Here is a 14,450-nt window from a genome sequence, read left to right as displayed (position 1 = left end):
TTCCCTCTGCATGGCACGCCATACTCGCTCCAGGCCAGCGCACATCCAGGGTTCACCATTCCGATAGACCCGCCACTGGCGCACGTCCTGAGGGCTAGGCTCGAAGTGCAAAGACCAAGACACCCCACCACACGAGAACGTCCAGTAAAAAGGTTGGCGAGCATCGCGCGGCAATGCCGGGAGACCGCTCACCCGCGCATCCTCCTCGCCGGCCATGGCTGCTGCCATCCGGCCAGTCGGCGATTGGTGGGCTGCCTTGCTGGGGCGTTTGACCATGCGCCAGAGCTTATGCGGATCGTTAACGATCCGCCTACAACACGTTGAGCGGCTTCGTCATGGCTTACACGTTGCAGGCGATCATCACAACAGCCGGAGCCCTCCCCGCACCGCTGCCGGACAGTCTGCGACTTGTCCCCCTTCTTGGCGGTGTAGATATGGTCCCTATCGGCAAGGCTGCGCTCAAGGCGCATGCACTTCCATTCCTGCCGCTGACGGACGAAGGCAATCAGGGACTTCCGGTGGTGATTGTTGAGTTGTGCGAGCGACTGAGCACGGGAGGCTCTCTTGCTTACGTCGAGGCTGAGTTCTTTGGCGGCATCGGCGCGCAAGCACATGCGCTCTTCGCGTCGGGCAAGCAGGTTGGGCCGGTCGTTGTGTCCGACGATGCGATCAACGAGGCACTTCGCCACGTCGGGGTTCAAAAAGGTGAAGCTGCCGATGAATTCGATGCCATTGGCCTTGGGCAGCGTCGAAATACGGACGACTGGCTCACATGAATCCGCTCAACCTTTTGCTGCAGCGGACGGCTTCGCCGCCCGCTGAGCGCCGACGTTGAACTGCAACTTGAAGACGCTGATCGTCAGTGCCGAGTTTCGTTTGGTCGTTTCGATGAGCGACCTGATGACGTGGTCGTCAGTTTCCGATGAGCCGGAGGCGAATCATCCGAAGCTGCAGGCCGTTTTTGAGGCGCTGGGGGCCTGTGTCGACCTTGTGCCGCTTGCCAATGCCTATTTCAGTGACTTCGCTCGTGCTGGCCGCGGTGATGTTCATGTATTTGACTGGGCCAACAGCGACGGCAACGCAGTAGCCATCGACACCTACAACGATCCGACGGATCAGCTGGACTTGATCGAGTTGTTCATCAGGTGCTCGGGCAGCAGGATCGGCGAAGTTGCTGGACGCATTTGGTCTTACTTCAATGCCTGTGAGATCCAGATCGGCGCTTCTCAGCAAGCCGTTTGCGAGCGGCTGCGCCATGCGCTTGATGGCAGTCAGTTTCCGCGCCTGGTCGGCAGCAGCGGCTTTTCACAGCGCCAGATTCGGCACACTGCCGTTCAACCGTTTGCTGCAGCAGACGCCGTTGCCGCCCGCTGAGCGCGAACGTCGGGCGACCGCTTCCCGGCAAGCGGCTTGAGGCAGGCAACGTCGGCTCAGCAGGGTCGTTCGCCGTCAACCGTCATCCAGCTCGACCAACCCTTCCCGGATCGCCCACTTCACCAGCCCGGCGATGTCGTTAATGCCCAGCTTCTTCATCAGCCGGCTGCGGTAGGTGTCCACGGACTTCGGCGACAGGTGCAGTGCCTCGCCGATGGCGTTGCTGGTGGCGCCCTGCGCGACCAGCAGCAGGATCTGCCGTTCGCGCGGCGACAGCGCGTCGCCGCCCTGGCGTGACTCGCTCTCGGTCAGCGCCGCGGCGGCGAACTCTGCCGCCTGCGGGCTCAGGAAGCGGCCGCCTTCCGCCACCGTCTTCACGGCCTGCAGCACCTCGGCGCTGGCCGAGCCCTTGAGCAGGTAGCCGTAGGCGCCCAGCCGCAGCGCCTCGGCGACGTGGCGGGGCTGGTCGGACATCGTCAGCACGATGACGCGCAGCTTCAGCTCGCGGCGGCGCAGTTCGTCCAGCAGCTCGAAGCCCGAACGCTGGCCCAGCCGCAGGTCCAGCAGCACGACGTCGGGCATCAGCCGGCCCAGCTCGGCCAGCGCGGGCGTGGGGCCGGCGGCCTCGCCGACGACCTGGTGGCCGGCGGCTTCGAGCACGACGCGCAGGCCGTCGCGCATGATGGCGTGGTCGTCAATCAGGTAGAGGCGGCTCATCGGCAGGGGGCATCCAGGTGAGGGACACGATGCTGCCATGGCCCGCGCGGTCGTCAACGTGCAGGCTGGCCCCGATGGCCAGCGCGCGCTCGCGCATGCCCACGGGGCCCAGCGCGTCGGCCGCGGGCGTGCTGCCGCTGCCGTCGCCCGTCACCTGCAGTTCCAGCAGGCCGTCGTCGCCGTCCAGGTTGACGTGGATGGCGCCGGTGCCGGCCTGGCGCAGCGCGGCCTGCAGCGCCTCGCGGGCAACCATGAAGGCGGCGTACTCCACGTCGGCGGGCCAGCGTTGCAGCTGCGCGGTGCCGGCCACCCTCAGCGACACGCGCGGCTCGCCGCTGCCGCCGCGCTGCTGGCGGATCTCGTTGTCCAGCGCGGCGGCCAGGCCCAGTTCGTCCAGTAGCGGCGGGCTGAGCTCGGCGAGCATGGCGCGCACCTGCCGGTTGGCCAGCACGACGAGGCTGGCGATGCGCTCGTCCATGTCGCCACGCTGTGGCGTTGCGGCGCCGCGGTAGGCCTCCCAGTGCAGGCGCAGCGCGGCCAGCGTCTGGCCCAGCTCGTCGTGCAGCGTGTGGGCCAGGCGGCGGCTGGTCTGGCGTTCCTGGTCGAGCAGGCGGCGGCTGAGCCGCGCCAGCTCGTCGGGCGTGGAGCCGGCCGGCGAGGTCATGCGGTGCGCGCGGCTCCGGTCAGGCGGAACACGCGCACCGACTGCGTCACCAGCTCGGCGCGGCTGGCCAGCGACATGGCCGACGCCGACAGCTGCTCCACCAGCGCCGAGTTCTGCTGCGTGATGCCGTCGATGCTGGCCACGCTGCCGTTCACTTCGCCGATGCCGCCGCTCTGCTGCTGCACGGCCACGCTGATGCGGCCGATGAGTTCGTTCATCTGGTCGACGGCGGTCTCGGCTTGCTTGGCCGAGCGGCCGGTGTCGGCCACGATGCGCACCCCCTCCTCGACACGGCTGCGCGAGTCTTCGGCCAGGCGCTTGATCTCCTGCGCGGCCTCGCGGGTGCGGCCGGCCAGCGTACGCACCTCGCTGGCGACGACGGCGAAGCCGCGGCCCGCGTCGCCCGCGCGGGCGGCCTCGACGGCGGCGTTCAGCGCCAGGATGTTGGTCTGGAACGAGATGCCGTCGATGACGGTGACGATCTCGTTGATGCGCGTGGTGGCCTCGCGCACGGCGTCCATGCGCTGGCCGGCCTCCAGGCTGGTGTGGCCGGTGTTGCGCGCGGCGGCGGCGGTGTCCTTGGCCAGGTCGCGGGCCTGGAAGGCGCCGTCGGCGGTGTGCCTGACGGTGGCGGCCACTTCTTCCAGCGCGGCGGCGGCCTGCTGCAGGCTGCCGGCCTGCTGCTCGGTGCGCTCGCCCAGGTCGCGGCCGCCGGCGGCGATCTCGCTGCAGGCCAGGTTCACGCCGTCCACCTCGCGGCGCACGTCGCCCACCACGGCCTGCAGGTTCACGTTGAGCTGCGACAGCGCGCGCATGAGTCGGCCCTGCGCGTCGCCGCGGCGGGACTGCAGCTGCTGCGTCAGGTCGCCCGAGGCCAGGCGCTCGGCGGCCAGCGCCGCCTCGATGAGGCCGCGGCTGGCGCGTGTGCGCAGCCAGCCCAGCAGCGGCAGCGTGGTCAACAGCGTCGCGCCGGCCACGGCCACTGCGGGGGGCAGCGCCAGCGCCGACACGCCGGCCAGTGCGAGCCCTCCCGCCGCGGCGCCGGCCGCGACGAGCGCGCCGCCTTCCGTCAACAGCGACGTGTGGCGCCCCAGCCAGCCGCTGAGGCCGGCCAGGCCCGAGCGCCGCAGCGCGCCCTTGTGCAGCCGGGTCGCGAGCTTCGGCGCTTTGCCGCCGCCGGCGGCGCGGTGCTCCTCGCGCATCCGTGCGTACAGCGCCTCGGCGCTCGCGATCTCGTCACGGCTGGGCTTGGTGCGCACCGACATGAAGCCGCTGATGCCCGTCGCGTCGCGCACCGGCGTGACGTTGGCGCGCACCCAGTAGAAGCCACCATCCTTGCGGCGGTTCTTCACCAGCGCCGTCCAGGGCTCGCCGTCCTTGAGCGTGGCCCACATGTCGCGGAAGGCCTCGGCCGGCATGTCCGGGTGGCGGATCATGTTGTGGGGCTGGCCCAGCAACTCGTCGCGCTCGAAGCCGCTGGCAGCGACGAAGGCCGGGTTGCAGTAGGTGATGCGGCTCTGCAGGTCGGTCGTGGAGACGAGCGGCGCGTCTGCGCTGATCTCGTACTCCTGCTGGGTGACGGGGCCGTTGTCGCGCATGGCTCACCTCCTGTTGTTTCTGGCCATGGCCCGACTGTCCGCTTTTGTCCGCGGCCGCGCCATGCGCCGCGTGTAGGGGATTCTTGTCTGCTGCTGTCGGGGCGGCCCGACACCCCCGGCGCCCCCCTGGCGGCCGCGGCGTGGCGCCACCAAGATGGCGGCATGTCCTCGTCTTCCTCCTTCGAACCCGACGCGCCGTTGGTGCTGTTGGCCGGTGCCGCCGCCGAGGCCGCGGGCCCGCTGCTGCGCGAGGCCGGCTACCGCGTGCGCAGCGCGCCGTCGGCCGCGGTGCTGCTGCGCCTGGCCCGCGGCGAGCCGGTGCCGCGGCTCATCCTGCTGGCCGACACCGTGGCCGAGCAGCCCGGCCTGGGCCTGCTGAGCCGGCTGCAGGACTACGCCGCCACGCGCGCCATCCCGGTGCTGTTCGTCGCCGGCGGCGACGAGGAGCTGGCGCTGGCGCTGGGCGCCGGCGACTGCCTGGGCCTGCCGCTGCGCCCGCTGGTGCTGCTGGCGCGGGTGCAGGCGCAGCTGCGCCTGGCGGCGCTGGCGCAGGGGCACGCATGAGCGCCCTCGCGCTGCACGAGGCATCGCCGTCCCCTCGGGGGACCGACCAGATAGCCCGCGTTCAGCGGGGCGGAGCTGGGCGAGGGGTGGTCAATGCGTCGCGGGTGCGGCTTCGCGCTCGGCGGCGTCCTGGGCGCGGCGCTCGTCCAGCCGCAGCGCCAGGCGCTGCACCTGCTGCACCGACAGCAGGTGGGCGTACACCCAGCCCAGCCAGCCGCGGGCCGCCAGGTCCTGCAGCGTGGCGCCGTCCAGCGCGCGCAGCTTGGCCTCGTTGACGGTCTTGAAGCCGCGCAGCGTGCTCTTCTGGCCGTCCAGCGTGTACTCGATGACGCCGTCCTGCAGCAGCTCCAACGCGGCCAGGTGGTTGGCGAACTCGCGGCTGGCGGCCATCTCCTGGCGGAAGCTGAGCAGGAAGCGCTTGATCTCCTCCAGCCACGGCGTTTCGCGACCTTCGGCGTCGAACAGCGCCTCGCCCTTGTCGGCGTTCAGCCCCGGGCAGGCACGGTCCAGGCAGACGGTGAAGCTGGCGTCGACGTCGGCCTCCGCCAGCACGAACGGGTAGCGGCGGAAGAACGCCGGCAGGTAGGCGCCGCGCGCCCAGCCGCCGTCGGGCTGCACGAACAGGTTCTCGTGGTCACGCAGGCCCACCAGCGCCGCCAGGCTGTGGCCGTCGGCGGCCTCGACGAACACGCAGGGGAAGTCCAGCGCGGCCAGCGGCAGCTCGCTGCCAGCGATCAGCACGGAGTTGGTGCCGCGCGCGAACGCGAAGGGCTGGACCGGCGGCGCCAGCTTCAGCGCGCGGTGCTGGTCGCGGTTCAGGGCCACGAGGTCGTCGTAGATGAGCAGGGTCTTCATGGGGTGGCACGGGCTGCGGTGGAGCCGCGATTCTGCTGAAACCGTGCCGCTGCGCGCGGCAGCCGTCCCCCGTTCGTGGGAGACGCCGCGCGCGCCCGCCTGCCGGAGCGACCATGAAAAAGGCCCGGGGGAACGCCCCGGGCCTCGTCTGCTGGAGATGCCGCGAGGGCCTGGCTCAGCGGCGCTGGTTGCGCAGCCGCGAGACGACGAACAGCAGGCCGGCGGCGAACAGCGCGTAGGTCTCGGGTTCCGGCACCGGGGCCAGCAGCTCGGCGCCCACCAGCGTGCGCGTCACGGTGGGGGCCAGGTCGGTGACCTGCGTGTTGATGCCGTACAGGCTGGAGATCACGTTGACGGTGAAGCCGCTCAGGTCGACGTTGGCGCCGGCCAGCACGGCCACCTCGAAGGTCTTGGGTGTGCCGGCGTCCAGGCCCAGCGACCAGTAGGCGCTGCTGGAGAAGTTGTTGCTGTCGGTGCTGGTGCTGCTGTTGGTGCCCAGCAGCGTCCAGGCGGTGCTGCCACCGGCGCGCACGTAGAACGACGGCAGGGCCGGCACGCTGGTGCCGAACGGCGACGTGAGGGCCGTGTAGCTGCCGAAGCTGGACAGGCTCAGCTGCGCGTTGATGGCCTGCGTGGCGTTCAGCGTCGCGCTGAAGGTCACGAACTCGTTGCCGGCCGTGTTGCCGTTCAGGTTCTGCGACCAGGAGAAGGCATCGAACGAGCCCAGCGTGTCGGTGCGCTTGGTGTTGACCGTGGTCACGTCGTACACATAGGCTTGGCCGGCGCTGGTGGCCGTGGGCGCGGTGACGACGTCCTTCTCGGTCGTGGTGGTGGACGTGGACGCGTAGGTCGTGTTCGTGACGATGGTGTTCGTCCCCGACGACGTGGTGGCCGTGCCGGCCGCCGTCACGCCGTTGAACGTGGGCGTGCCCGGCGTGGTCGTGACGACTGCGGCGGAGGCGCCGGCGGCGGCCAGCAGCGAGGCGGCGGTCAGGGCCGACGTCAGAATGGTGTGAATTCGCATGGGATCCCCCCTATAAAACCTGTTGATTTTGTGAGCGCGGCAGGATAGGGCAGATCCCTGCCAATTCCGTCACGCGGCCCCCTTCAGATCGGGGGTTTCTACTGAGTTTCTCCCCGCTTCGGGGGGCTGAGGCCCGCCCGAAGCGGACCGGGTCACGGGCGCTGGGCGCGCATGCGCAGGCCCACGAACAGCAGGCCGGCGAGGATGAGCGCATAGGTCTCGGGTTCCGGCACCGGTGCCGGCAGCCGGGCGCCGGCGGGCTTTGGGGCCGGGGTGGTATTCGCCGCGGCGGCGGCCGACACGCCGCCGAACGTCGCGGTGTCCGGCGCCGTCGTCAGCACCGTGGCAGACGCCGCGGCGCTGCCGAGCAGGGCGGCGGCGGCCAGGGCAGCAAGGGTCTTCGCACGCATGGATTCCTCCTTCCGGTGGGCCTTGATGAGCTTGTGCAGTGCAACAAGCTGCTTCCATGCCAGCCGCCGGCGGGCACCCCGTGAATGGGTGGCCGCTCCCGGGAGCGCCGGGTGGAAGAGGGCGCGCCCCGCAGCGGCCCCGGCGCGGGCCGCCCCGGCGTGGGGCGCGGAGACTGCGGATGGTGCGGGCCGTTGCACGTCGGGCTGTTGCGCGGGCAACAGCCGCCCAGCAAAAAGGCCCGTGACGCACAGCGCCGCTCGGTCTATGAGAAGCCGGGCGTTTGCAACAGTACTCTTCTTGGGGCGTAGAGGAGTCTCGGTTTTATGGATTCCTTGTTGACGTCACAGGCGCGCCAGAGCCATCCGATTTCAACGCCGCCCTGTCTTGGAAAATGGACTGGCACGCCTAGGCTTGGCCGCGGCCACGTCGTATGTCGACGGATCGAAGCTTTCCCGCTGCAACCGCAATTCGTCGGCATCGATTCGCTCAGCCAGCCTTTCGATGTCGCGGTCGGTGACGCCAACCGCGGCGAAGTGCTCCCGCCAGCGGCCGACCATGCGGATGACATGCGCGATCTCTTGGGCTGCTTCCGTTGCCGCCAGTCCGAAAGCGTCGCACTGGGACATCGCGTTCGTGAGCGTCGACTCCTGCCCCGCGGCGCCACAGATGAACTCCTGGAAGCCCTGGCCAGAGTTCGTCGGCAGGACGTCATAGGCCGGCGCTAGCTTCAGTCGTCCGTTTTCGCGAGGGCTGACCACCAAGAGGGCATGGTTCTTCTCGTGGTCGTCCGTGTTGTCGATGAGGATGTTGAACACCATGCGCCGGAAAAGCTCGCGCGCGTCTCGCAAGTGGGTGTCGTTCATCGAGACGCCCGTGCGGCGAAGGATGCGCGCGAGGGCCGGGTAGCCCATCTCTGGCTCGGCGCCGCGTGCCGTTGCTGCACGAATCGCCGTGCCCGCGGAGATGCTGTGGATTCTGGCGCCAGGGGTGCGGTCGAAGCGGCGCACCGCCACAGCGTTGCCGCCCTGGAGCCTGATGAGCTGGGTCTCGGCCGTGGTGATGCCCGCTTTTCGGGCAAGCGTCATCGACGCATGCTCGATCAACGGTGTGTCGACGGGCTCGTTGTTGAAGAACTTGATGACCCATTCCTGTCCATCAATCTCGATTAGTGCCTTGGGTTTGGCGCCACCAAGCGGGCTGCCGCCACCGGCGATGATCCGGGCCTCGAGATCGGACAGAGGTTCTGCAGCCTCGATCTTGGCCACGACTTCGCTGAGCTCCTGGGCGTTGGCCAGGCGCGGTAGAGGGCCGCCGGCCCGCGGGCTGTAGGCAGTCTCGGACGTGGACACGCCGAGAGCGCCAAAGCGCTCATCACCGGCGTAGTACAGGTACTCCATCAGGGAGGCTCGCTTCGGCTTGTTCACGAAGCGGATGACTTTTTCGCCCCAGCGATCAGGGCGCGCGTCATCGACCGCGCCGACGGCCCGTGCGTCACCTGCCAGGCGGCCCAGAGGCATGTGCTCGGTATCGATGAGCGGCAGGTCCTCGCTCAGAGGGAACCCTTCTTTGAGCCATTCCTGGCCGTAGCGCAGAGAAACGCCCTTTCCGGCGGCGACCAGCTGCAGGACACCCACATATCGCGGCGCGGCCGGATCAGCGAGGTACCAGAGGTAGAGCGTGTCGTGGCGCATCAGCCAGTCTTGCTCTGCTTGTGGAGTCGAGCGTCAGCGGATGCCTGGGCACGGGCCTTTCCCAAATCGACCGCAGTCCGGACATCCATTTCGATCGCGCCTCGATCGAACTCTGGCGCTGCTAGGTTCCCGAGTTCGCCGTCGCGTTGGAGCAGCCAGAGCGCCGATGCGACGATGCCCAGGCTGACGGTCGGGTCGCCAGACTCGAGGCGCAGCAGTGTCGGCACCGTCACGCCCATGCGCTTGGCCCAGGTCTTCAGCGACTCTTTGCGACGCAGCCGGGCCACAGCCAGATCTGCACCGAGCTTGTCGAGCGCAGCGATGGTGGATGGCGGCAGCTGTTGGATGGCGCGGGCAGGTTTGGGCATGCAAATAGAATATAGCTAAATCACTATTTCCGTGAAATTCTATTTGCACGGTCAGCAGGGCCGATAGGCAACTCGGCGATGGACTGCCTGATGGGGAAAGAGCCGCGCCCCAGCGGCGATCGTCGCCATGGACCATGGCGCTCTACGCCAATTGCTGCTTGGAGCTGTTGATGGCTCTGCCCAAATCTGCCGCGTGGCGGAGATCGCCCTCCATGCAACAGGACGTTGAATCACGCCTTGGCGTCGCTCAGACCCAGCAAGGAAGCGCGTGAACAAGCAAAAGGCCCGCAGCCATTGGGCTGCGGGCCTTTTGTTGACAAACGTCCTGTAGGTACTTTTTAGCGCGCTTGTGTTGACCTTTCTGGTGTCAACAGCGGAAAGTTCAGTCCTGACAGCGGGTTACGGATTTATGAGGTTTGCTCGGTCAGTAACATCACCTTCACTGTGGTTCCAGCGCGGTGGTCTTTGGACTCCTCGAGCACAACTTCAAGGGTGCCGCGCTTCAGGGTGGCCGATGCCAGCGTCAGAACTTTGTCGCCTTCTATGGCAGACGACGTCTTCAGCGAGGCACGTTCTCGCTGGGTTGTAACGCTTAACCCGATGCGGTGTGTTTGGCAGCGACCGAGTGTCGGGTGATCGGCAAACCAGGGCGCCGGCGGCTCCAGCTCCACGTAGAAGTCGCCTTGACCGGAAGGGGCGTGGTCCAGGAACGTTTTGCGTGTATCGGGATGGTGGGCGACGCTTTGCATGAACGAAGCGATCGACCCGACCAAGACGCCGTCGGCGTCAAGGAAATTCCAGCCGGCCACGCTGTCGAAGCGTTCAACTCTTCCCTCGGGCAGCATGAGGTCGACGAAAGCGCTGTATGAAGGCACAACATAGTCCACGTAGCCGCCAACAAGGTCTCGCGCCAGGCGGGCCCAGATAGGGCTCGTCGCGTTGGCCTGAGAAACTGTATCGATCTTCAGCGCCTTCGCCTTGGCCACCGCCTGCTTGGTGAAGCCATTGCGCGACCAGAGGACCAGCTTCGAAGTCGGGAGGTGCGCGTGCTTCGTTGCCGCTGACTCGACCCACTGAACGTCAGCGGCGCGACGGTGGTCGCGGCACTCGATGGAAAGCATCACCTGGTGGCCGGCGACAGCCCTGCTGGCGATGATGTCGACTTCGCGTTGCTGGCCAGTCACCGAATCCGTCAGCATCGCCGACTCGGCAACCGTCCACTCCGGCTCAAGCGCCTTATGCACGAACAAGGCCAGTCGCTGGAACGGGTTGGATCGTTGGGGCATGGGTGCCTTGTCATGGGGTGGCGAATTGGGTCGGCCTGGGGCGCTCAAGGTATCGCAGTTTGGCGCCTGGATGGCTCGGCGTCCCTTACGGCAGTTGCGATCCGACCGGAATAAGATTTCCCGCCTAATCTTTATAGCAGGCGCACGGCTGCGCGGAGTTTGCTCTGGTGCCTGCGAGGCAGTTCAGAGTTTTCGTGCACGAACAGCTAGCCGATTCAACGCCTTCTGGGTGTGGATTTGATTGCGACTGCTCCCCTCGACACCTTTCGTGCTGCCTTGCCAAATTTCTCCATCTTGAGATTCAACAGATCATTGGGAAAAGCGCGGACGAGCAGCGCTTCGAGATCGTCAACCAGTTCGGGAAGAATTTCGTACGCGCTGAAATAGGCAGCCAAATCGTATAGCTTCAGCTTTGTATCGGTTGGTTGTCGAACTTTAAGGTGGGCTGACTTGAATTCGACGTCCCTCTCCGGATGGCGAACTAGCGTCATAACCTGTGCGCTGCGGCTACGGTTAAAAGCTAAATTCATCTCCTTCCATATGTTCTGTTTTTTTGTCTGGCCGGCGTACAGCGCACATCCCCGGCTATCGTAAAATATATAAAGACCAGATTTGGCAGCGATTAATGCCTTATGTAAGCCAGCATAATGTTTGCCCGACTGTGCTGTTGTTGGAAACACTGCCAAATTTTTTTCTAGTCTTCCCACGGGCACGCAATCAATGGGGAAGAATTCGACGATTGGTCGGACCGCATTGGCGTGAATATGTGATTTCGCGGCGATGTGAGCTTTGGAAAGCGCATTTGCCACCTGCAGAGGTGTTAGCGATGTTGTCTCTTTTCGCCAATGGCTCAACGAAGCCGGACGTATTCCAAGCAGATCCGCGAGATCAGTGTCAGATACAACCCCCATTCTCTTCTTGAGATGACGCAGAAGCTCGGCCGAACTCATTTTTATTTTGGGATTGGGCATATTCTATTTTGCAAAGGGTTAGAGCGCGAGGATTTGAACTAACTACTTGATCCTGCGATGTCATATTCTGGGATGTGACGGCCAGTTCCAGGCAATATCTTCTTTTTGGATTGATCCATAGATTCGAAGGTGTCATTGCGCCAAGCAACGCCGTCCTTCTTGGCTTTGAGCAGAGTGCGCTGTCCGTCGAAATAGCGCTCGTTGTCCCATATGACTCCAAACGCGCGGCCCGCGCCGATTCTGTAGAGGCCAACTAGCTGAGGTGCTCCGCCACTTGACTGGTCAGCGTCTGAGCGGATAGCTTGGCAAAAAGAGGCAAACATTGCGCGACTCGTATGGCGACTCTTGAATCGCCGGTTCCAGTTTTCGATACTCCTTTCGACGTTGCCGCCGCCTGTGCCGCCAAAGAGAAGAGGTTTCGATATTTCGCCTGTGGGTGCACTTAGAGGTGTGGAGCTGATTACTCCATTCTTACCGGTAGACAGCCAGTGCTCTTGATAGAAAAAGGAGCATCCCACACCTTCGCCGTCCCTAGATGCATGGATAATTTGAGTTTTTGATTTTTGTGTTTCCGGATAAGTGTCCCAGGCCATCCTGATTACCTGCAAGACCTTATCCATTTTTGTTATTGCACTATCGCGAGTTTCAAAAAGATAACCGCTGTCAATCGCGCTCACAATCTGACCTAACATTAGTGCGGCAAAGAAGCGGTCTCCGGAAAATGCAAACACATCCGGATAGACCGTCGATGCAAACAGCTTTTTTCCGTGCTGCCGGGCTCCGTTAGCCCATGTGATTCGACTGTCACTCGCGATGTAAATAGAAGCCGGCAAGAACCCGACCTCCTTCTTCTTGTCTGCGGCAAACCAGAGAAGCAAGGATGTCATGGCAAAATCTTCGTGATAGAGTTTCGGTAAGTGAGCAGAGGCCGCTAACGAGCAACTCCACGGACCGCCCCCTATTGTGGAATCGAAAGAGTCCCCAATAGAAGGCGGGACGAGTGTGTGTAAGGCCCACTGCTTCCCAGGGCGCGCGTTACTGGGGGTGCAGTGGGTCGCCGTGGTCGAAGAGGCAGTGAGCCGAATTTGGGGCCGGGTCGTCGCACCGCGACGCTGTCTCAGCTACAGTGACTTCCGTCTGGTCAATGCAGATATGCATTGTCTGCTCAGGCTCGTCCAACAACACGAACTAGCTCATCCTGCGGTGGTTAATCGAACTTGGCATCCGACGGGGTGAGCTTCCTGAGCGCGCGACTCTGCGACATCGACTCCTGGCGGGACGCTGTTCGTGTAGAGCACCGCCTGGATAACCCGGCGCACGCGGTCGCCGCCAAGCTGCAGCGTCCGGCCCAGACCCACAGTGCAGGCACCTTCTGGTCGGCGTTGCATCGCGCCAACGCGTCCATCCGGGTGAATGTGGCTTCTGACGACAGTTGTAGATACGCTCGCGCTGCAGCTGACGGACGGGCTGCAGCATGCTTGGCAGAGGCAACTAGCTGCCGACCAGAGCCAGAAGTTCGCCGCTTACAATATTGATGTTACTAGGGCGGGCCTCCTCCCAACGCAAGGGAGAACGACCGAACATGCCGAACCCATCTGCACCGATGCGTGACCTCTTGTCGAAGCTCGATTCGGTCGGTATTCATCCCAATTTCGCCAAGCGCGCTCTGCCGGCCTGGTGGGATGACGAGATTGCTTCCGATCCGGCGGGTCTACAGCAGGCTCAGTTGTACTTCGCGCGCGCATTCAACATCGAGATTCAAAGCCTTGCGGCTAGTGCTGAAGTGGCGCGCTTTCGCGTCACTGAGCGCAAGTTCAAGCTGAACCGCAACGTCCCTGAGAACAGTGTCGTCGTCAGCGCGAACTATGTGACCGGTATTGCACGGCTCGCACTTTGCGGCTCGGCTTTTGAGCAGGTGGTGCCATTCGCGGACCCGCTTCGGTTGCGCAGCACTATCTTGCAGCGACACACCTGCGTCAACCTTGAGGCACTGCTGGAGTGGTGTGTGTCTGCGGGCATCCCGGTCCTGCACGTCGAAAACTTACCAGGCAAGAAGATGAGCGGAATCGTTGTGCGGGAGGAAGGCAAGTACGCCATCGTCTTGTGCAAGAAAGGCCATCCGTCGCTGCTGCTCTTCTATTTGGCGCATGAGATTGGGCACATCGCCATGGGCCATTTGTCGTCCGATGGCATCGTTGCAGACGACAAGATCGGCGGCACCGAAACCGATGCGGATGCTGACGAGAAGGAGATGGAGGCCGACGGCTACGCAATCCGCCTACTGAACGGGAAGATTGAGCGATACACGGCCGGTCGAAAGATGGCCGCAGAGTCGCTTTGCGCAGGAGCGGTTAGCACGGGGGAGAAGAATCAAGTAGATCCCGGCCACATCATCGCGAATTACTGCTATGGCCATAAGCTGTACGGGCTACAAAACAAGGCTCTCGGCATGTTGGACGGTCCATCGCAGGGTGGTCCGGTCATCAATGCTGCATTCTTCAAGTCGATTGATGAGAGCTTGTTTTCGGATGATCAGTTGGATTTGCTAAAGGCCGCCACTAAAGCCAAGGCTTAGTTCGACTCGATGATCATCCTGTCGGACACCGATGTGGTGCGCAAGCTCGCGTGCTGTGATCTGCTTCTTGAATTCCTGCAGTTCCTGAGGTGCCCCCCCAACGAGGTTTGGGTGCTCCCCAGTCTGAAGTACCAGCTCAAGCAGTGGTTTGCGAAGTCCCCGCAGGAACTGCAGACGGTGAGTCAGTTCATGACCAAAGTTCGCTCGGCACCCGTCGCAGACAACTCTACGATGGAGCGCTTTAGGTCTCTGGACGTCGGCGAGCAGCAGTTGTTGTGTTGACGCTCGCGACCGACTGACCCAGGGTGCTCGTCCAATACTGACCCACTCCTGAAGGCTACCCGAGGGAGCC

16 protein-coding genes are annotated in these 14,450 nt (G+C 64.6%); 5 read left to right on the top strand and 11 right to left on the bottom strand.

Annotated features, from left to right (window positions below; genetic code table 11):
- The first annotated feature begins 320 nt into the window (after nt 1-320).
- Nucleotides 321-776 (top strand): hypothetical protein, encoded by a 456-nt coding sequence (locus AC1Q7O_RS24340; RefSeq protein WP_492662584.1) that lies wholly within the window; start codon nt 321-323, stop codon nt 774-776.
- 67 nt (nt 777-843) lie between these two features.
- A complete protein-coding gene (locus tag AC1Q7O_RS24335) occupies nt 844-1,374 on the top strand; it encodes a hypothetical protein (protein WP_492662585.1) in 531 nt (176 codons plus the stop codon).
- Between the two features lie 75 nt (nt 1,375-1,449).
- Here the strand turns inward: AC1Q7O_RS24335 and AC1Q7O_RS24330 are convergent, their stop codons facing one another.
- The 3 genes from AC1Q7O_RS24330 to AC1Q7O_RS24320 are packed head-to-tail and all read right to left on the bottom strand — an operon-like array spanning nt 1,450 to nt 4,353.
- Nucleotides 1,450-2,091 (bottom strand): response regulator, encoded by a 642-nt coding sequence (locus AC1Q7O_RS24330; protein ID WP_492662586.1) that lies wholly within the window; start codon nt 2,089-2,091, stop codon nt 1,450-1,452.
- Nucleotides 2,069-2,755, bottom strand: a complete 687-nt coding sequence (locus AC1Q7O_RS24325) for a sensor histidine kinase (protein ID WP_492662587.1) — start codon at nt 2,753-2,755, stop codon at nt 2,069-2,071. Before AC1Q7O_RS24325 ends, AC1Q7O_RS24330 begins: the two co-directional genes overlap by 23 nt.
- The gene (locus AC1Q7O_RS24320; protein ID WP_492662588.1) at nt 2,752-4,353 is read right to left on the bottom strand and encodes a methyl-accepting chemotaxis protein; all 1,602 of its coding nucleotides are present in this window, start codon (nt 4,351-4,353) and stop codon (nt 2,752-2,754) included. Before AC1Q7O_RS24320 ends, AC1Q7O_RS24325 begins: the two co-directional genes overlap by 4 nt.
- Before the next feature lie 162 nt (nt 4,354-4,515).
- On the opposite strand from AC1Q7O_RS24320, the gene AC1Q7O_RS24315 reads away from it, so the two are divergent.
- Nucleotides 4,516-4,917 (top strand): response regulator, encoded by a 402-nt coding sequence (locus AC1Q7O_RS24315; RefSeq protein ID WP_492662589.1) that lies wholly within the window; start codon nt 4,516-4,518, stop codon nt 4,915-4,917.
- Nucleotides 4,918-5,007: 90 nt separating this feature from the next.
- Here AC1Q7O_RS24315 and AC1Q7O_RS24310 read toward each other — a convergent pair whose 3' ends face one another.
- The 8 genes from AC1Q7O_RS24310 to AC1Q7O_RS24275 all read right to left on the bottom strand — a co-directional run bounded on the left by AC1Q7O_RS24310 (nt 5,008) and on the right by AC1Q7O_RS24275 (nt 12,410).
- Nucleotides 5,008-5,772, bottom strand: coding sequence for a SapC family protein (locus tag AC1Q7O_RS24310; protein ID WP_492662590.1), 765 nt, complete (start codon nt 5,770-5,772; stop codon nt 5,008-5,010).
- 175 nt (nt 5,773-5,947) lie between these two features.
- Nucleotides 5,948-6,796 carry a PEP-CTERM sorting domain-containing protein gene (locus AC1Q7O_RS24305; protein ID WP_492662591.1) on the bottom strand — a complete coding sequence of 283 codons (849 nt, stop codon included), beginning with the start codon at nt 6,794-6,796 and terminating at the stop codon, nt 5,948-5,950.
- Nucleotides 6,797-6,948: 152 nt separating this feature from the next.
- A complete protein-coding gene (locus tag AC1Q7O_RS24300; RefSeq protein WP_492662592.1) occupies nt 6,949-7,206 on the bottom strand; it encodes a PEP-CTERM sorting domain-containing protein in 258 nt (85 codons plus the stop codon).
- Between the two features lie 369 nt (nt 7,207-7,575).
- Nucleotides 7,576-8,898: a type II toxin-antitoxin system HipA family toxin gene (locus tag AC1Q7O_RS24295; RefSeq protein ID WP_492662593.1), complete on the bottom strand. Its 1,323-nt coding sequence runs from the start codon at nt 8,896-8,898 to the stop codon at nt 7,576-7,578.
- The gene (locus AC1Q7O_RS24290; protein WP_492662594.1) at nt 8,898-9,266 is read right to left on the bottom strand and encodes a helix-turn-helix domain-containing protein; all 369 of its coding nucleotides are present in this window, start codon (nt 9,264-9,266) and stop codon (nt 8,898-8,900) included. Before AC1Q7O_RS24290 ends, AC1Q7O_RS24295 begins: the two co-directional genes overlap by 1 nt.
- 407 nt (nt 9,267-9,673) lie before the next feature.
- On the bottom strand, nt 9,674-10,552 hold the full coding sequence (locus AC1Q7O_RS24285) for a hypothetical protein (protein ID WP_492662595.1): 879 nt from the start codon (nt 10,550-10,552) through the stop codon (nt 9,674-9,676).
- 215 nt (nt 10,553-10,767) lie between these two features.
- On the bottom strand, nt 10,768-11,523 hold the full coding sequence (locus AC1Q7O_RS24280; protein ID WP_492662596.1) for a hypothetical protein: 756 nt from the start codon (nt 11,521-11,523) through the stop codon (nt 10,768-10,770).
- Between the two features lie 38 nt (nt 11,524-11,561).
- On the bottom strand, nt 11,562-12,410 hold the full coding sequence (locus AC1Q7O_RS24275; protein WP_492662597.1) for a hypothetical protein: 849 nt from the start codon (nt 12,408-12,410) through the stop codon (nt 11,562-11,564).
- 716 nt (nt 12,411-13,126) lie between these two features.
- Between AC1Q7O_RS24275 and AC1Q7O_RS24270 the strand changes: the two genes are divergently transcribed.
- A complete protein-coding gene (locus AC1Q7O_RS24270; protein WP_492662598.1) occupies nt 13,127-14,098 on the top strand; it encodes a hypothetical protein in 972 nt (323 codons plus the stop codon).
- Between the two features lie 9 nt (nt 14,099-14,107).
- Nucleotides 14,108-14,380, top strand: coding sequence for a hypothetical protein (locus AC1Q7O_RS24265; protein ID WP_492662599.1), 273 nt, complete (start codon nt 14,108-14,110; stop codon nt 14,378-14,380).
- Nucleotides 14,381-14,450 lie beyond the last annotated feature (70 nt).

The organism is Roseateles sp. GW823-FHT07B05 (assembly GCF_058794515.1).
Note: the sequence above shows the minus strand (reverse complement) of the source record. Positions and strands in the feature narration are given on the sequence as shown.